The organism is Amphritea sp. HPY, assembly GCF_050870985.1.
In the GTDB taxonomy this organism is placed as follows: Bacteria; Pseudomonadota; Gammaproteobacteria; order Pseudomonadales; family Balneatricaceae; genus Amphritea.
This window is the reverse complement of record NZ_CP194015.1, coordinates 4,026,224-4,044,427: the sequence shown is the minus strand read 5'-3', so window position 1 is coordinate 4,044,427 and position 18,204 is coordinate 4,026,224. Positions and strand designations below refer to the sequence as shown.

The 18,204-nt window shown below is 50.9% G+C and carries 17 protein-coding genes; 10 read left to right on the top strand and 7 right to left on the bottom strand.

Translation table 11 applies throughout. From position 1 onward, the window contains the following. Positions 1-131: 131 nt before the first annotated feature. On the top strand, positions 132-413 hold the full coding sequence (locus tag ACQUQM_RS18065; protein WP_432471257.1) for a hypothetical protein: 282 nt from the start codon (positions 132-134) through the stop codon (positions 411-413). On the opposite strand, the gene cysQ is transcribed toward ACQUQM_RS18065, so the two are convergent. Beyond that, positions 410-1,216, bottom strand: a complete 807-nt coding sequence (gene cysQ, locus ACQUQM_RS18060; RefSeq protein ID WP_432471256.1) for a 3'(2'),5'-bisphosphate nucleotidase CysQ — start codon at positions 1,214-1,216, stop codon at positions 410-412. The two genes, ACQUQM_RS18065 and cysQ, sit on opposite strands and share 4 nt — an antisense overlap. A 2-nt stretch (positions 1,217-1,218) precedes the next feature. Further along, the gene (gene nudE, locus ACQUQM_RS18055; protein ID WP_432471255.1) at positions 1,219-1,764 is read right to left on the bottom strand and encodes an ADP compounds hydrolase NudE; all 546 of its coding nucleotides are present in this window, start codon (positions 1,762-1,764) and stop codon (positions 1,219-1,221) included. A gap of 67 nt (positions 1,765-1,831) precedes the next feature. Here nudE and yrfG point away from each other — a divergent pair, with 67 nt between their 5' ends. The 4 genes from yrfG to ACQUQM_RS18035 all read left to right on the top strand — a co-directional run bounded on the left by yrfG (position 1,832) and on the right by ACQUQM_RS18035 (position 5,647). After that, on the top strand, positions 1,832-2,482 hold the full coding sequence (gene yrfG, locus ACQUQM_RS18050) for a GMP/IMP nucleotidase (RefSeq protein WP_432471254.1): 651 nt from the start codon (positions 1,832-1,834) through the stop codon (positions 2,480-2,482). Then, entirely contained in the window at positions 2,483-2,878 is a 396-nt protein-coding gene (gene hslR, locus ACQUQM_RS18045) for a ribosome-associated heat shock protein Hsp15 (RefSeq protein WP_432471253.1), read from the top strand. A gap of 164 nt (positions 2,879-3,042) precedes the next feature. Then, entirely contained in the window at positions 3,043-3,915 is an 873-nt protein-coding gene (hslO, locus tag ACQUQM_RS18040) for an Hsp33 family molecular chaperone HslO (RefSeq protein WP_432471252.1), read from the top strand. Between the two features lie 184 nt (positions 3,916-4,099). Next, a complete protein-coding gene (locus tag ACQUQM_RS18035; protein ID WP_432471251.1) occupies positions 4,100-5,647 on the top strand; it encodes a phosphoenolpyruvate carboxykinase in 1,548 nt (515 codons plus the stop codon). A gap of 259 nt (positions 5,648-5,906) precedes the next feature. Here the strand turns inward: ACQUQM_RS18035 and ppx are convergent, their stop codons facing one another. Beyond that, complete coding sequence (gene ppx, locus ACQUQM_RS18030) at positions 5,907-7,424, bottom strand: exopolyphosphatase (protein ID WP_432471250.1); 1,518 nt, start codon at positions 7,422-7,424, stop codon at positions 5,907-5,909. Positions 7,425-7,569: 145 nt separating this feature from the next. Between ppx and trxA the strand changes: the two genes are divergently transcribed. The 4 genes from trxA (at position 7,570) to ACQUQM_RS18010 (ending at position 11,933) form a co-directional block, all read left to right on the top strand. Then, entirely contained in the window at positions 7,570-7,896 is a 327-nt protein-coding gene (gene trxA, locus ACQUQM_RS18025) for a thioredoxin TrxA (protein WP_432471249.1), read from the top strand. 203 nt (positions 7,897-8,099) lie between these two features. Next, a complete protein-coding gene (gene rho / locus ACQUQM_RS18020) occupies positions 8,100-9,359 on the top strand; it encodes a transcription termination factor Rho (RefSeq protein ID WP_432471248.1) in 1,260 nt (419 codons plus the stop codon). A 62-nt stretch (positions 9,360-9,421) separates the two neighbouring features. Beyond that, positions 9,422-10,903, top strand: coding sequence for a 4-hydroxy-3-polyprenylbenzoate decarboxylase (gene ubiD / locus ACQUQM_RS18015; protein WP_432471247.1), 1,482 nt, complete (start codon positions 9,422-9,424; stop codon positions 10,901-10,903). Beyond that, positions 10,896-11,933, top strand: coding sequence for an FAD-binding oxidoreductase (locus tag ACQUQM_RS18010; protein WP_432471246.1), 1,038 nt, complete (start codon positions 10,896-10,898; stop codon positions 11,931-11,933). Before ubiD ends, ACQUQM_RS18010 begins: the two co-directional genes overlap by 8 nt. Positions 11,934-12,174: 241 nt before the next feature. On the opposite strand, the gene ACQUQM_RS18005 is transcribed toward ACQUQM_RS18010, so the two are convergent. From ACQUQM_RS18005 to hemC, 4 genes are read right to left on the bottom strand one after another with little or no spacing between them, the layout of a single operon-like run. Next, entirely contained in the window at positions 12,175-13,455 is a 1,281-nt protein-coding gene (locus tag ACQUQM_RS18005) for a heme biosynthesis HemY N-terminal domain-containing protein (protein ID WP_432471245.1), read from the bottom strand. Further along, positions 13,456-14,712, bottom strand: coding sequence for a uroporphyrinogen-III C-methyltransferase (locus ACQUQM_RS18000; RefSeq protein ID WP_432471244.1), 1,257 nt, complete (start codon positions 14,710-14,712; stop codon positions 13,456-13,458). It abuts the gene before it with no gap. Between the two features lie 2 nt (positions 14,713-14,714). Continuing rightward, a complete protein-coding gene (locus ACQUQM_RS17995) occupies positions 14,715-15,494 on the bottom strand; it encodes a uroporphyrinogen-III synthase (RefSeq protein WP_432471243.1) in 780 nt (259 codons plus the stop codon). 5 nt (positions 15,495-15,499) lie between these two features. After that, positions 15,500-16,441, bottom strand: a complete 942-nt coding sequence (hemC, locus tag ACQUQM_RS17990) for a hydroxymethylbilane synthase (protein ID WP_432471242.1) — start codon at positions 16,439-16,441, stop codon at positions 15,500-15,502. Between the two features lie 193 nt (positions 16,442-16,634). Between hemC and argH the strand changes: the two genes are divergently transcribed. Further along, positions 16,635-18,032 carry an argininosuccinate lyase gene (gene argH / locus ACQUQM_RS17985; protein WP_432471241.1) on the top strand — a complete coding sequence of 466 codons (1,398 nt, stop codon included), beginning with the start codon at positions 16,635-16,637 and terminating at the stop codon, positions 18,030-18,032. Positions 18,033-18,204 lie beyond the last annotated feature (172 nt).

Sequence of the window (18,204 nt, the reverse complement as noted above, 5' to 3'; positions counted from 1 at the left end):
AAAAACCACACATTTACGACGGTTTTATCTGCAGTAAACCGCCGTATGTCGACTAAAGTAAGCTGAAAGCTTTTAGCAAACTGGTAGAATGGCAGCACAATAATGATTAATTTTAAGGTGCTATCAGCATTATGGGTAAGGTATTTCTCTGGATTGCAGCGGTCATGCTGGTGATCTTCACCATGAAGACTCAGTTTCTGACATCAAAAACCTGGGCACCGTTTAAAGAGGGCTGTGTTGCGGGTGGTACAGCAACGGAAGAACAATGCAGCTGCCTGGCTGATTATGTCCATAAACAGTTCAGTGACAATGAAGTCGAACAGATTATGGCGGGAACTATCACCGAGCCGGCGATGCAGTCGAAAGTTGCAAGTATTATTCGGGTTGGCTCGCGGGAATGTAAAACACCTTAACCGGTAAGTAGCTTAGCTGGAAAGTTCGGGTCGCCTATAACAAAGAAGTCGGGATTGAGCAGGCTGTCTTTCAGGTTATATCGAAGTGGCTTTAGATCGATATCGATTATCAGTCCACCGGCGGCCTCTACGATCGCCTGGGCTGCTGCGGTGTCCCATTCACAGGTGGGGTAGAGGCGGGGATAGAAGTCAGCTTTACCTTCGGCGATCCGACACATCTTTAAAGAGCTGCCATAGCTTTCCGTAGTGACGGAGTCAAAGTGTGTTGGTAGCTTGTTCAGAAGTGGCAGGTCACGGTCATTCTTATGTCGTCGACTGGTCAGCACTCTCAGGCTGGAACTCAATTTACGGCAGTGAATCTGTTGCGCCGGACCAGATCCTTGCCGTATCCAGGCGCCAATACCTATGCCGCCGTAATAAAAGGTGTTGTTAACCGGTAGATAGATGATTCCCAAAATCGGCCGATGGTTTTCGATCAGGGCTATATTGACGGTAAATTCATCATTGCGACGGATGAATTCTTTAGTGCCATCCAATGGATCAATCAGCCAGTACTGTTGCCACTGACTCCGTTCGGCAAAACTGATACTGGCGTCTTCTTCACTCAGCTGCGGGATTTGTGGGGTAAGTTGTTGCAGTGCCTTGTGGATGACTCTGTGGGCGGCCAGATCAGCTTCTGTAAGCGGTGAATCATCCGCTTTCGATCGGATACCAAAATCATTCCGCTGGTAAACCTGCATTATGGCCTGACCCGCATGGTGGCTGATAACCTGCAGAGGTTTGATTAGTGGCTGCAGGAGCATGGTCAGGCCAGCCTGAGTTTATCGCGTACCATATACAGTGCAGCAATTGCCCGGGCTTCAGAAAAATCATCACGGGCGAACAGCTCTTCTATTCTACTCAGGGGCCAACGCACAACTTCCATCTCTTCCGGCTCATCACCTTCCAGTCGGCAGGGAAATAATCCACGGGCCAGTATCGAAGTAATCTTATGGCCCATGTAGTTCGGTGCAGAGGTCATCTGCTTGATCACTTCCAGCTGGTTGGCGCCGAAACCGGCTTCCTCTTTTAACTCGCGATTAGCGGCCTGAAGAGCATCTTCACCCGGATCGATCAGCCCTTTAGGCAGGGTTAGCAGGTAATCTTCCAGACCCACGGCATATTCTTTAATCAACAGCACGTTGTCGTCTTCATCGATGGCTGCGATCATTACCGCGCCCCGGCCTCTGTTTGCCAGGCGTTCATAGGTTCGTTCGACGCCATTGGAAAATCGCAGCTCTATCTGCTCTACCTTAAACAGGCGGCTTTCGGTGGCAGCGGTCACCTTCAAAATTTCGGGTTTTGCAGGCATACTGGATCGATCCTCAGAATTAAATGTCCAATATTAGTAATATTAACCCTCTGGTCAGACTTTTTATATGGATTGGCAAAATATCGATACGGTGCTGTTGGATATGGATGGCACTCTGCTTGATCTGCATTTTGATACCTTCTTCTGGTTGCAGCATCTGCCGGTGCGTTATGCACAGCTGCATAGCATGGATCAGACCGAGGCCAGGCAGTGGTTACATCAACGTATCAGAGAAGAACAGGGAACCCTTAACTGGTATTGCCTGGACTACTGGTCCGCAGAACTGAAAGTTAATATTGCCGAATTGAAACGCGAGATTCGGGAGCGTATTGCGTTTCGCCCCCATGTACAGGATTTTCTGGCGCACCTGCGCAGTGAAAGCAAACGGACGGTGATCGTGACAAATGCTCACCGGGATAGTCTCGATCTGAAGCTGGAAGAAACCGGGCTGGATCAGCTGGTTGATCGGATAATCAGTTCCCATGATTATCAGATTGCAAAGGAAGATCAGGGTTTCTGGCGGCAACTGCAGCAGGATGAACCTTTTGACCCCGCCCGTACTTTGCTGGTGGATGATAGTCTGGCGGTGCTGCAGTCTGCCCGGCAGTACGGCATTGGCCATCTGCTGAGCATCAGTCAGCCCGATAGTCAGCAGCCAAAACGTGAGATCGATGATTTTAAAGCGATCGAACACTTCAACGAGATAATCAGCAAATAAATGAATAATAGTAGCAATCAGCAACCGAAGGTCCGCCTGGATAAGTGGCTCTGGGCTGCACGTTTTTTTAAGACCCGCGCTATTGCTAAGCAGGCGATCGAGGGCGGCAAAGTTCATTATGAAGGTCAGCGTGCAAAGTGCAGCCGTAATGTCGAGCTTGGTGCCAGGCTGGTAATTCGTCAGGGATATGATGAAAAAATTGTCATTATTGAGGCTATATCGGATCAGCGTCGGGGGGCTCCGGAAGCGCTGACACTATACAGGGAAACCGAAGCCAGCATCGAAAAGCGGGAGACCTCCGCAATCCAGCGCAAGAGCATGCGCGGTACTGCGGCTCCGGATCATCGGCCAAATAAGAAAGAACGGCGTAAAATTATGCAGTTTAAAGATAGTTAAGTACGCTGCGAATAAGGCCTTGCTCCTCCCCGGCAAGCTCCATGATTCACTTTTGACGGATTCAAGGCGCCGATTCACTGTGTTAATATTGCGCGCATAATTTTACAGCGACCGGAAGATCCGGTGTGCTGTGCCGAATCAGCCCAGGTACAACGAGAGTAAGCATGAGTAGCCCCGATCAGATTCAGAGAGTCTTGTTTGAAGACGCCGATATCCGCAGTGTTTTAACCGGACTTAAGGATAGCTACCAGCAGGCGCTGGCTAAGCACCAGTATCCGGATCAGTTACGCGATATTCTTGGCCAGATGATGGCCGCAGTAAGCTTGCTCAGTGCAACTCTTAAATTTGATGGCCGCCTGATGTTACAAGCGCAAAGTGAAAATCAGGTCCGGGTTTTAGTGGCTGAATGTAACCATCAGCGTGACCTGCGGGCCATTGCCCGGTTTGAAGGAGAACTGCCGGACTATAGCTGTTTCCGTGAAATGATGGCGGGTGGTCAGCTGGTTATCACAATTGAACCGGAAAACGGTAAGCGCTATCAGGGTGTGGTACCACTTGAAGGTGATCATCTGAACCAATGCCTGGAAGCCTATTTTAGCCGTTCAGAGCAGTTGCCGACCCAGATTCACCTGGCTGCTGATGCTGAGCGTGCCGCAGGCTTTCTGCTACAGGTTATGCCGGCCAAAGGGGATTCTGGCGACGATTGGCAGCATTTCAGCTATCTGGGAGCAACCCTGAAGGATGACGAGTTGCTACAGCTGGATAACGAAACGATTCTGCACCGCTTGTTCCATGATGAAAAGTGTCGGCTGTATGAGGCTGATGCGCTGCAGTTTAAATGCGATTGTTCGCGTAAACGTACGGAAGACGCGTTGAAGTATATGACTCAGGATGAGTTGGAAGAAATAGTCAGGGAGGAGGGCGTTATCGAAGTCAGTTGTCAGTTTTGCAATGAGCTGTATCAGTTTGACCAGACTGATATCACCATGATGTTTTCAGATAGCGCTAATATCGAAGGTTCGGACCAGGTACATTGACCCCCCAGGTATTAGCACAGGCTAGCCAGATAGGAATCGATCTCAGTTGATGGTGTTTTGTACACTTTTTTGACATAATACGCCTCCTTATAAAAAAGGGTCCCGTTGTAATGTAAGTCGACAGGGGCTTGGCAGCTTTTCAGGTAAATTATTTTTTTTGGCAAAAGGCCAAGGGAATCCAGTAATGAGCAAAGAAACCGTGAACACTGTACACGTAAATTTGAGCCCGGCTCAGCTAGTTGAAAAAGCCATACAACGTGGTGAAGGAACTCTCGCTGATACCGGTGCGCTGGTAGTTAAAACCGGCAAGCGTACAGGCCGTTCTCCAATGGACCGTTTTATCGTAGAAGAGCCAAGCACTTCCGATGCGATCCACTGGGGGCCGATCAACCGTCCATTCAATGCGGATAAGTTTGACGCGCTGTGGAACCGGGTAGAAGAGCATCTGGCTGAACGCGAACATTTTGTATCCAACGTTCACGTAGGCTCCGACTCTAGCCACTACCTGCCGGTTAAGATGTCTACTGAAACTGCGTGGCAGAACCTGTTCGGTCAGAACCTGTTTATCCGCCCTGCAGAGTTTAATCCGAAAGCGAAGGAAGAATGGCAGATCCTGAATGCTGCAGGTTTCGCCTGTGATCCTGAGCGTGATGGTACTAACAGTGAAGGCTGTGTGATCATCAACTTTGCCAAGCGTAAAGTACTGTTGGCTGGTATGCGTTACGCTGGCGAGATGAAGAAAGCGATGTTCTCCGTACAGAACTTCCTGCTGCCTGAGAAAGATGTTCTACCAATGCACTGCTCTGCCAACGTTGGCGAAGATGGTGACACGACTCTTTTCTTTGGACTGTCTGGTACAGGTAAGACGACTCTTTCCGCTGATCCGTCCCGTTACCTGATTGGTGATGACGAGCACGGTTGGGGTAAAGGCGTTGTCTTTAACCTGGAAGGTGGTTGCTACGCTAAGACTATCGATCTGAGCCAGAAAAACGAGCCGATCATCTGGGATGCTATCCGTTTTGGCGCTATCGTTGAGAACGTAGCGCTGAATGACGCTCGTACAGCCGACTACTGCGATACATCTCTGACTGAAAATGGTCGTTGTGCATACCCGCTGGAGCACGTTGAAAAACGTACTGAAAGCAACATGGGTGGCGAGCCAAAAGCGATCGTATTCCTGACTTGCGACCTGACCGGTGTTCTGCCTCCTGTATCTATCCTGTCTAAAGAAGCAGCGGCATACCACTTCCTGTCCGGCTACACTGCGCTGGTCGGTTCTACAGAAATGGGTTCAGGCGGTGGTATCAAGTCCACTTTCTCTACCTGTTTTGGTGCGCCGTTCTTCCCGCGTCCGGCCAGCGAATACGCTGACCTGTTGATCAAGCGTATCGAAGAATTCGATAGCCAGGTATATCTGGTTAACACTGGCTGGACCGGTGGTTCTTTCGGTGTTGGTTCACGCTTCAGCATCCCGACAACCCGTGGCATTATCAGTGCAATTCAGGATGGCGCGCTGGTTGGTGCTGAGACTGAAGAGCTGCCAGGTATTAACCTGACCGTACCTAAGTCTGTACCGGGTGTTGATTCTGCGCTGCTGAATCCACGTGCTACCTGGGAAGACAAAGGCGCATACGATGCGACTGCTAATGACCTGATCGGTCAGTTCACCGAGAACTTCAAGAAGTTTGATGGTGTTGCTGAAGCGATCATCGCGGCAGGCCCACAAGCTTAATCGCAACTGCGAACTAAAAAAGGCTCCCATAGGGAGCCTTTTTGCGTTAAGTGGCTAGAACGCAGCTACGCTGCTTGCTAGACCGTCGAACAAGTTCGACTAGCTAGTAGCTAGAAAAATCACTCCCGCGATGCGGGAGCATAAACAACAGCTGACCGTTATGTGTTTGGTTTTTGACTTTGTATTTGATTTTTCTAGCCACTAGCAGGAAGGTTTACCTTCCGATCTAGCAAGTCGCGGAGCGACGTTCTAGCTACTGTCATTTAATAGTAAGCGTATACCCTGCAGTCTCGAGATAGCCTGCTTCCTGTTCCAGATCGGAGCGGGTCAGGGGGTGGTAGCTGAGCCAGTTATCCGGGAAATGCAGCTCGAGTTGTTTCTTTCGCGCCTCTAGTCTGAACGCTGGTAAGCGCTCTTTGCTGCGGCTGCGGTGCAGTACTATGGCCAGTCTGAGCAGAACGGTAAGGCGGCGATAGTGCTTGCCATCACGCATTGTCATCGCTTCGAAATGAGATTCAGGAAACTTCCTGCGGTGGCCCTGCACCATTGAAGCCAGGTGTGACTGCTCACGTTTAGTGAAGCCGGGCAGGTCGGAGTTAAGTAGAAGGTAAGCGCTGTGCTTATGGTATTGGCTGTGGGCGATGGTGAGGCCTGTTTCATAGCTGCGGGCAGCCCAGCTCAGCATGTTATGGTAAGCCGTTTCTTCAAGGTGCCAGGTGTCGCGCACCTGGGTCAGGGCTATCATGGCAGTCTGCTCAACCCGCTGTGCCTGTTCATGATCGACACGATAACGTTGCATCAAAGCGTTAATGCTTCGCTCCCTGACATCTTCATGACGCAGGCGACCGGTCATATCGTAAAGCAGGCCTTCTCGCAGGGCGCCCTCTGAAAAGCTCATCTGTTTTATGCCCAGCGAATCAAATACCGCCGACAGGATTGCGATGCCGGCAGGCAGTACCGCTTTACGCTGAGTCTTAATGCCTTCGATATCTATCTCATCGACATGGCCATAGCTGAGAATTTTCTGGCGTAACTTTTGTAGCGCGGTGGCGGTGATATTCTCCTTGCTAAATCCACAATTGATACAGGCGTTACGTATCGCCTTGATGGTACCTGATGAGCCGACACAGTCTTCCCAGCCCAGGCGGCGGTACTTACGCTTAATCGAGAGTAACTCGCGCAGTGCGCCGAAGGATGCGAGTTGAAAGCTCTTTTCGTTGATCCGGCCGTCTTTGAAATAACGTCGGGTGAAGCTGACGCAGCCCATTTCCAGGCTTTCCAGTTGCAATGGGTCGAAACGTTCGCCGATAACAAATTCGGTACTGCCTCCGCCGATATCTATAACCAGCCGACGGCCGCTGTTGCTGGCCAGAGTATGAGATACGCCGAGATAGATCAGACGGGCTTCTTCGATACCGGCGATGGTTTCTATCGGGTTGCCGAGTAGCTTTTCTGCCCGGTTGATGAACATTTTACTGTTACGGGCTTCACGCAGGGCGTTGGTGCCGACGATGCGAATATTGCTCCGTGGGATATCTTTAATACGTTCGGAGAATCGACTGAGGCATTCGAGCCCTCTGTTCTGGGCTTCTTCGGTGAGGTTGCGGTCACAATCCAGCCCCGCCGCCAGCTGTACTTTTTCGGACAGAAGGTCGATTGGCTGAAGTTCACCCTGAATCAGTTTGGCTACCACGATGTGAAAGCTGTTCGAGCCCAGATCAATAGCGGCTAGCAGCGGGGCCTCGTTATTGCCGAGGGCTATATTTTCCTGTGTCATAAACGCTCAGATCCGGATAATTATTGGCACAGCTTAGCAGAATTATTGCGAGCAACAGAGTGCTTAACAGAGTATTCACAATAGTTGAGCTACAGTGTTATGATTGGCGGTTAATTGAATCGCGAATCTCATTGCAGAGGCTTTTATGAGTGAAAATATTATTAACGTAAGCGACGCTTCGTTTGAAGAAGATGTTTTGAAAGCAGAAGGCGCGGTACTGGTCGACTACTGGGCTGAATGGTGTGGACCATGCAAGATGATCGCTCCTGTACTGGAAGAGATTGCAAAAGATTACGCGGGCAAACTGAAGGTTTGTAAGCTGAATATCGATGAGAATAACGAGACTCCACCGAAATTTGGTATTCGCGGTATTCCTACCCTGATGCTATTTAAAGACGGTAACGTTGAAGCAACTAAAGTCGGCGCACTGTCTAAGTCTCAGCTGGCTGCATTTATCGAAGCCAGCCTGTAACAACGCATGATATGGGGAGCTGATCAGGATCAATGATTCCTCCCCTTTATAGCTGGACTATCTTCTGGCAACGATCTATAGTGTTGTCTCCAAATTCCGGAATCTGTATCTAGAACCGGTTTCACAATATCAATTCAATCTGGTCTGAATGATCGCCTGATTATTCTACTCACGCCGTTGATGCGTCTTTCAACTGATATCTTATGAATCTTACCGAACTGAAAAAGAAAAGCGTTCCTGAACTGCTAGAAATAGCCAAAGAGATGGGACTGGATAACCTGGGTCGCTCCCGTAAACAGGATGTTATTTTTTCTATTCTGAAGCGTCACGCCAAGAGTGGTGAAGACATTTACGGCGATGGTGTGCTGGAAATTCTGCAGGATGGCTTTGGTTTCCTGCGCTCCGCTGACAGCTCTTACCTGGCCGGTCCCGATGATATTTACGTTTCACCGAGCCAGATTCGTCGTTTCAATCTGCGTACCGGCGATACTATCTCCGGTAAGATTCGTCCGCCAAAAGACAGTGAGCGTTATTTTGCTCTGTTAAAAGTCGACAAGATCAACTTTGACAAGCCTGAGAATGCTAAGAACAAGATCCTGTTCGAAAACCTGACGCCGTTGTTTGCACAGGACCGTCTGAAGATGGAACTGGGTAACGGCAGTACTGAGGATCTGACCGCCCGGGTTATTGATCTGGCTTGCCCTATGGGTAAAGGCCAGCGTGCTCTGCTGGTGTCTCCGCCTAAAGCGGGTAAGACTCTGATGCTGCAGAATATTGCTAATTCGATTACGCGTAACAATCCCGAAGTGCATCTTATCGTACTGCTGATCGATGAGCGTCCGGAAGAAGTAACTGAGATGCAGCGTACCGTGCGTGGTGAAGTGGTAGCCTCTACTTTTGATGAGCCGCCTTCCCGTCACGTGCAAGTTGCTGAAATGGTTCTGGAAAAGGCTAAGCGCCTGACCGAACATAAAAAGGATGTGGTCATCCTGCTGGATTCCATTACCCGTCTGGCGCGTGCTTATAACACCGTGATTCCTTCCTCTGGTAAGGTACTGACCGGTGGTGTTGATGCTCATGCACTGGAGCGTCCTAAGCGTTTCTTTGGTGCTGCGCGTAACATCGAAGAGGGTGGCAGTCTGACAATTATCGCCACTGCGCTGGTTGATACCGGCTCTAAGATGGACGAAGTTATCTTCGAAGAATTTAAGGGTACCGGTAACTCTGAAGTACACCTGGATCGTAAGGTAGCTGAGAAACGTGTCTATCCGGCATTCAATATCCGTCGTTCCGGCACCCGCCGTGAAGATTTGCTGACCTCTGAAGAAGAGCTGCAGCGGATGTGGATTCTACGCAAGTTGCTTGATCCGATGGAGGATTCGGCGGCGATTGAGTTCTTATTGGATAAGCTGAAGGACTTTAAGACCAACGATGAGTTCTTCCTGTCGATGCGTCGTTCCTGATCCACTTCTAAATTAAAAAAGGGTAAGCTTAGGCTTGCCCTTTTTTTTGTTGCCGAGACACTATGAGTAACCTGAAATATAAGGACCTGCGGGACTTTATCACGACCCTTGAGAAACAGGGTGAGCTGAAGCGTATTACAGTGGAGGTTGATCCGGATCTTGAGATGACCGAGATCTGCGATCGTACTCTGCGTGCCGCTGGGCCGGCATTGCTGTTTGAGAATCCGAAAGGCTATGACTATCCGGTGCTGGCTAACCTGTTTGGTACGCCCAAGCGGGTGGCTATGGGCATGGGCGAAGAAGATGTGGCGAGCCTGCGAGAAGTCGGCAAGCTGCTGGCAATGCTGAAAGAGCCCGAACCGCCGAAAGGTATGAGAGATGCCTGGGAGAAGCTGCCAATCTTTAAGCAGGTGCTGAATATGGGGCCGAAAAATGTCCGCTCGGCAGCCTGTCAGACCCATATAATTGAAGGCGAAGATGTTGATCTGAGTAAAATACCAGTACAGCGCTGCTGGCCCGGTGATGCTGCGCCTTTGGTAACCTGGCCGCTGGTTATCACTCGGGGACCTTACAAACAGCGTCAGAATCTGGGGATCTACCGACAGCAGGTTATTGGCAAAAACAAATTGATTATGCGTTGGTTGTCCCATCGCGGCGGGGCGTTGGATTTTCGTGAGTGGAAAGAGCAGCATCCCGGTGAGAAGTTCCCGGTTGCGGTTGCGCTGGGTGCTGACCCGGCAACTATTCTGGGGGCGGTAACGCCGGTACCGGATACGCTTTCGGAATATGCGTTTGCAGGCCTGCTACGTGGCGGTAAGACCGAAGTGACCAAATGTATCGGTAATGATCTTCAGGTCCCTGCCAGTGCTGAGTTTATTCTCGAAGGCTATATCGATCCTGAAGAGATAGCCGATGAAGGCCCGTTTGGCGACCATACCGGTTACTACAATGAAGTGGACAGTTTTCCGGTATTCACTGTAGAGCGTATAACGCATCGTCCGGACCCGATCTACCACAGTACCTATACCGGTCGTCCGCCGGATGAACCGGCGATTCTGGGAGTTGCACTGAATGAGGTATTTGTACCGATTTTGCAGAAACAGTTCCCTGAGATCGTGGATTTCTATCTGCCGCCGGAAGGTTGTTCCTACCGTATGGCCGTCGTGACGATTAAGAAACAGTATCCGGGTCACGCCAAGAGAATCATGTTGGGGGTCTGGTCGTTCCTGCGACAATTTATGTATACCAAGTTTGTTATCGTCTGTGATGATGATATCAATGCGCGGGACTGGAATGATGTGATCTGGGCGATTACTACAAGAATGGATCCTACGCGGGATACAACCCTGATCGATAACACGCCGATCGACTATCTTGATTTTGCCTCGCCGGTTTCCGGTCTGGGGTCCAAGATGGGTATGGATGCCACTAATAAGTGGCCGGGGGAGACTGATCGGGAATGGGGTGAGCCAATTGCGATGACCGATAAGGTTAAGCAACGGGTTGACGATATCTGGGATGAGTTAGGCATTCTGGGTGACTGACCGCTACGCTATTACTATTAATGATGAACATGTAGTAATGGCAGAATCAGGTAAACCGATACTGGATAGTCTGGTTACTGCTGGTTACAAAATGAGATCCAGCTGCCGCAACGGAGTTTGCGAAATCTGTCAGCTTAGTCTGCTGCAGGGCAGTATAATTCAGCGTTATCCGGAGCTGGATCTGATAGTAGAAGAGGGGCATCAGCCCTCGCATATATTTGCGTGTACCGCGGTACCACGCAGTGATCTTTGGGTGAAAATAGAAGGACTGTTGCGTCCTGGAGAGTTACTAGTGAAAAAACTGGTTTGTGATATTGCAGCGGTAGAACAGTTGAGCAGCGATGTTTATCGGGTTCGCTTACATCTGCCGGTAACCGGGCGTCAGGCTATTGAATTTCATGCCGGTCAATATCTGGAAATGATCTTGCCGGATGGTCGTCGGGCTGCATTTTCTATCGGTAGTGCGCCGGATATGAGCAGTGATATTGAGCTGCACATTCGAAGAATGCCGGAAGGTGAGTTGTCAGTGGCAATTATGGAGCATCTGCAAACTAATGCCAGTGTTGAAATTGAACTGCCAAAAGGTGATTGTTATCTGGAGGCGGGCTCACTTAATGCCAGTACAACAGTTGTTCTTGCCGCGGCAAGCACTGGCTTCTCACAGATAAAAAGTATTGCCGAGCATCTGCTCGCTAACCAGGTCAGTAATCCTATTCATATTTACTGGGGTGCCCGGGTCGAGCAGGATTTTTATCTGGAAAAGCTGCCTCTGCAGTGGGCCAGTGAGCATGCCAATGTTCATGTCCATTTTACTGTCAGTGAGCCAGGTAATAGTCCGGGTTGGGCCGGCCGTACCGGTCTGTTGCCGGAAGCGGTGATTGCTGACTTTGATAGTTTCGATGATGTTGAAGTCTTTACCAGCGGCTCTCCGGCGATGGTTTATGCCTTGCTTGATGCCTGTGAAACAAAAGGCTTCGACGAAGCGCACATGCATTCCGATGTGTTCGCTTACGCGCCACGCAATAAATAAAAGCAGAGCTTTTATTTATTCAGACCGCAGCGCAAGCGCTGCTAGCTAGACCGTCGAACAAGTTCGACTAGCTAGAACGGAAATCAAGCTTTCCTGCTAGTTGCTAGAAAGAGCATTCCCGCGTTGCGGGAATAAAAAAACCGCCTGTTGGCGGTTTTTATGTTTTTGGCTTTTGCTTTTTCTAGACACTAGCTAGCGGAACTTGTTCAGCGATCTAGCAAGTCGTGCAGCGACGTTCTAGCTACTGCTGCTGCTGCTGCTGCTCCGCAGGTGCTGCCAGTTTTGCGCCTTTCTCCGGCAGTGGTAGAGCAGGTAAACCGCCGCCAACAAGCGTCAGGTTCTTCTCCATTAGCTTGAGGGTGCGATCGGTCTCGCCCAGGTGCTGTAGCAGGCGAGCCAGTTCACTAAGGGTTTCGGCGCGCGGATCCTGCTCCAGGCTCTGTTCAAAGTAGGTCACGGCTTTTCCCCAATGCTGGTTGCGCTGGGATAGCCTGCCTAATGTGAGTAGTAGGTCAGGGCTTAGAGGGTAGTCTTTAAGCCAGCCGCGGGCAGTATCCAGTTGTTTCTTTGGGTTAGCACCTTTGAGTCGGCCGTACAGGTTGACCAGTTGCTCATCCCATTTTCGCTTCAGCAGGTCTTTGATGACCCCTTCAGCTTTCTCCTCAGCGCCGATACTGACTAGCAGATCGGTATAATGGCGCGCCAGGATATCATCTTTAATCAGTTGTCCCGGCATGCTGTGCCAGCTTTCGCCGAGTGCTTTACGTTTATCTTCGTTGCTGGCTGCGAGGGTCTGGCTGATGCTCAGCTCCAGTATTTTCTTGTAGCAGAGCTGTTCGGTCTGGAGTAGCTTTTCCTGCTTCAGGGCTTTTGCCCGGCGCAGCTCAGGAATCAGCTGGCTGAGCGCTTTCCAGTCATCGAGCTGGATGTATACTTCGCGTAGCAGCTTCATCACGTAGCTGTTCTTGGGCGCCCGTTTACGCAGGTTCAGCAGTGTGGCCAGACAAGGTTCCAGCTGGCCGCGGCTGAGCTGGATCTGAGCCTGGCTGATACCGACGATAATCTCTGCTTCGGGGGTGCTGTTGCGCGCTTTTTGTAGCAGTTCGTCGCAGGTTTCCTCTTCGCCTTGCTCCTGTGCCGCACGAGCTGCAGCGAGATAATTGACGAGAGGGATTTCATTCTTCTCTGCGGACTGGCTAAGCAGGCGCTGAGCTTTCCACCAGTTACCTTCTGACAAGGCGATCAGGCCTTTGAGGGTTTTATTGTGGGCAACCTTGAGGCTCCGGCCCCTGTTCCAGAGCCTGAATCGGGCGCCTGACTGCAGGGAACGATTCAACAGGTTGATCCCCCAGTGGAGTAACAGGAAGGTTACAATGGATAATGCAAGGAAGACCCAGATACTCATCTGGATACTAGTCTGGCCGTAGGCGATCAGGGCGTAACCTGAATCCTGTAGCATTTTCTGGCCAGCCCAGGCGCCGACGAACAGCAGGGCTAGCAGGAGTATAAATATCCGTTTCATTTATGCTGCCCCCCTTTCCTTAAGCTTGCGCATCTGCAGCAGGTAAGCTTTCAGAGTGACTAGCGAGCTGGATATGTCGGGCATCTGCGGTGCAACTTCAATCTGCTTCAGTTGCGTCAGCGCTTTCAGCAGTGCTCGGGTGTTGCTGTGTTTCTGCTCGAAGTAGGTGCCAATCCAGCCTTCCGCTTTTTCCAGGCTGGTCAGGTAGGAGCGGGGCTTGCGTTGTAACAGGGATAGTTGTGCCTGTTCCAGCATCAGGTGCAGATTCTGCTGCAGGTAGTAGCTCTGCTGTGGCGACAGCAGTGGCTCAACCGGCTCATCCCAGTGTTGAACGACGACCAGTTGACCAAATTTATCGGCAACTTTAGCCCAGGCTACTTTGATGTCTTCACCCCAGTTGCTGGCGAACTCATCACTGGTTACCTGATCCATGATTTCGGGGAGTTTATGCTGTTCGGTCAGTGGAATAACCTGTAGTTTTTCTACCTGAGCATTGAGTGCGCTCAGGCGCAGGAAAACCCCTTCTGTATCCAGTTCAGGGACCGCTTCCAGAGCTGCAATGTCAGCGGCAACCGCTTTGCGCACTTCATAAATCGTGACGTCATCGGTTTCACTGAGGATCTTATCTGCAGAACGCAGCAGTTGCAGGGCTCCCTGTGGCGTCTGTTCCATCAGCACGCGCTGGTTAGCCAGGCGGAGCAGGTATTCAACCTCTGCCAGTAACCAGTCTTTGCGGGTATTTTGCTGTTGTGCAGTAACCTGTTGAATACTCTTGGTCAGGCGATCCTGCAGTTCGGTAATATTGGACTTTTCCTGTTCACTATCGGATTTCAAGCCAGAGATCTGCTGGTTGACAGCGCCGATCTGTTGATTGATCTGTTGCTGACTTTTGTTGATAGCGGTCTCAACAGAGGCATTGGTTTGCTGCTGGCTGGCATTGAGGTTCTCGCCTGCCTGAAGCTGTAGCCAGTACAGGTAACCAACTCCGGCTACTGCGATAAACGCAAGTAGCAGTGCCAGCTTACCTGGCCAGGTTGCTCCCGGTTTGGCTGGTTTCTCAGATGTTTGTTTTGCTTTAGAGGCGGCCGCAGAGCTCTTCTCTTTTTCAGGGTCGGCTTTAGCTGCGGCGGCCGTGTTCTGCTTCGCCTCGTCGGCTGACTCCTCTGCGGGGGCGTTCTCCTTGTCGATCAGTTCTCCCTCAATCACCTCTCCCTGCTTTTTGGAATTGGTCTGATTGTTATTCCCGCTCTTTTTCATTGTTACTCATCCATATCGAGGTTCGATAAAATGCTCTGTACCATGGCCTTACTATCAGGTCCGTTAGCTACAGTAATCCGGGTATAGCCTTGTTGCTTTGCCAGTTGCGCCACCCGCTGGCCGGGAACCACTACTGGTGTTTGTGTCACCTCGTATGCAGATAACACACGGGTTAAATTCTTTAGTGCTTCACCGCTGGTGATTAAAATTGCATCCAGCGGCAGACTACCAATAGTACTGCTGATCTCTTGTGGCGTATAGTCCGGACAGCTGCGCTGGTAAAGGTCAGCATACTCTACTTTAGCACCGCGGCGGGCTAGCTCCTGTGCCAGCGTCTCCCGGCCATCGCTGCCGCGCATAATCAGAATGCGTTCTCCGGCTACCTGCTGAAGATGTTCTGAAGCAAGCAGTGCTTCAGAATCATATCCATTGGCGGCATGCAGTGCCTTGACCTGATTCAACTCCATAGCACTGGCAGTTTGCTTACCAATAGCCAGCCATTGAATGCCGATTGGCAGTTGCGGCCAGTACTGATCGATCAACTCAAAGCCATAATGGACCGCGTTAGCGCTGATGAATATTATCTTTTGGTAAAGGTCGAGATCGAGAATGCGGCTTTTTATTATTTGATATTCAGGGCTGTCCTCAGGGGTGGGGATTATGGTCAGCAATGGTAGTTTGACGGCGTCAGCCCCAAGTTGCCGGATCAGACGAATCTGATCTCCGGCCTGATGGACAGGCCGGGTAACCAGTATGCGTTTGCCTTGCAGAGTGCTGGGCATCAGGGTTAGTTATTCTGTTTGTAGACTTCGGCCAGGATTCGGTCTGCGCCAGCTGCTAAGAGGCGTTCTGCCAGTTCGATACCCATTTGCTCAGCCTGATCCGGGCTATTGCGCAGTTCGTCGCGCAGAATTTCTTTGCCATCGGTACTGGCGACCAAACCACGTAAGTAGAGTTCATCGCCGGCTTCGTTCAGGGTGGCATAACAGGCGATAGGTACCTGGCAGCCACCTTCAAGCCGACGGTTCATGGCGCGTTCTGCCATTACCCGGGAAGCTGTTTCAGCGTCATGCATCGGTTTAAGCAGATCCAGGGTGGTCTGGTCATCGGTGCGACATTCGATACCTACGGCACCCTGACCGCCTGCTGGCAGGCTCTGTTCCGGGCTGATCTCGCTGGCGATACGGTCTTGCATCTCCAGACGAATCAGGCCTGCTGTTGCCAGGATAATGGCATCGTACTGGCCCTCATCAAGCTTGCGCAGGCGGGTGTTAACATTGCCGCGCAGAGTAGTGACTTTAAGGTCTGGACGGCGTTCGCGCAGCTGGGATTCCCGGCGTAGTGAGGAAGTACCTACTACTGCTCCCTGCGGCAGTTCATCGATGGTTTTGTATTTATTAGATACGAAAGCATCGGTTGGTTTTTCCCGTGGACAGATCACTGCCAGGCCCAGGCCTTCGGGAAATTCCATCGGCACATCTTTCATTGAGTGCACCGCGATGTCGGCTTCGTTTGCCAGCATCGCGACTTCCAGCTCTTTTACGAACAGGCCTTTACCGCCAATCTTGGATAGCGGTGAGTCGAGCAGAACGTCGCCTTTAGTTGTGAAACCCAGCAGCTCCACTTTAATGCCCGGGTGGTGCTTCTCCAGTTCAGCTTTTACATATTCCGCCTGCCATAGTGCTAGGGGGCTTTGGCGGGTGGCAATTCGGATTACTTTATCGGTCATAAAAAGGTCCTGGAGGGCATGTGCCCGGCAAACTACTAGTGAAAGAACGATTTTATCAGAATAGTCTCTCAGGAACAGCTGATCCGGCATGCCGATAGCCGGTGCAATGCTGTATAATGCCCGCCATTGATTCAGGACAAGGTACCCGGGCTCTCTTTCAGGCCGATGGGACGACAAGATTTGAGGTGTCAGCATGAGTGAAGAAAAAACCAACCAGCAGTGGGGCGGCCGTTTTAATGAGCCGACGGATGCCTTCGTGGCACGTTTTACTGCATCTGTGGAGTTTGATCAGCGGATGTTCCGACAGGATATCCAGGGGTCGGTTGCCCATGCCAAGATGCTGGCGAAGGTTGGTGTGCTGACGGACGCTGAATGTGAGGATATCCTGAATGGCCTGGCAGAGATTCAGTCGGATATCGAGAGCGGTAACTTTGAGTGGTCGATCGAGCTGGAAGATGTACACATGAACATCGAAGCGGCGCTGACTAAGAAAATCGGCGTTACCGGTAAGAAGCTGCACACCGGTCGTTCTCGTAACGATCAGGTGGCCACCGATATTCGCCTGTATGTGCGTGATGAGATTGATCTGGTTCTGGCTGAGATCAGCCGTTTGCAACAGGGTCTTGTTGGTCTTGCTCGTCAGGAAGCTGATACGGTAATGCCTGGCTTCACTCACCTGCAAACTGCACAGCCGGTGACTTTTGGGCATCATCTGATGGCGTGGTTTGAAATGTTGAGCCGTGATTTTGAGCGTTTCGCTGATTGCCGTAAACGGGTCAACATCCTTCCTCTGGGTGCTGCTGCTCTGGCTGGTACAACCTACCCGATCGATCGTCAGATGACTACTGAGTTGCTGGGCTTCACCGCACCGACTGAAAATTCGCTGGATTCTGTTTCGGATCGAGACTTTGCTATCGAATTCTGTGCCGCATCAAGTGTCCTGATGATGCACATGTCCCGCTTCTCTGAAGAATTGGTGCTGTGGGCATCGGCGCAATTTGATTTTATCAATCTGCCGGACCGCTTCTGTACCGGGTCTTCAATCATGCCACAGAAGAAAAACCCGGATGTGCCTGAGCTGGTGCGGGGCAAGAGTGGTCGTGTTTACGGACATCTGATGTCTTTGCTGACCCTGATGAAATCCCAGCCACTGGCTTACAATAAGGACAATCAGGAAGATAAAGAGCCGCTGTTTGACGCGATCGATACGGTCAAAGGCAGCCTGCGGGCTTTTGCTGATATGGTTCCGGCCATTGAAGCGAAGAAAGAAAGTATGCGTGAGGCGGCGTTACGTGGTTTTTCCACTGCTACCGATCTGGCTGATTATGTTGTGCGTAAAGGTATCCCTTTCCGCGATGCTCATGAAATCGTAGGTAAGGCCGTAGCGTACGGTATTGAGCAGAGTAAAGATCTTGGTGAGATGAGTCTGCAAGAGCTGCGGCAGTTCTCTGACCAGATTACCGATGATGTGTTCGATGTGCTGACCCTGGATGGCTCTGTCAGCGCCCGTGATCATATTGGTGGTACCGCGCCAAATCAGGTGCGTGCAGCCTGTGACCGGGCTGAGCAGATGCTGGCCGGTCGTGTATAAATAGAGACGTTATAAAATAAGCCTGTACTACATCGTAGTACGGGTTTTTTTGTGCCTGAAAATCACTACCCAAGGTGGTTGGTTGTGGTCGGAAAAATGTTTACATTCGGGATACATTTATCGGAGTAGTTAAACGGTTGTTTACATAAATAGAAATAAGAGCCCTTGGTAA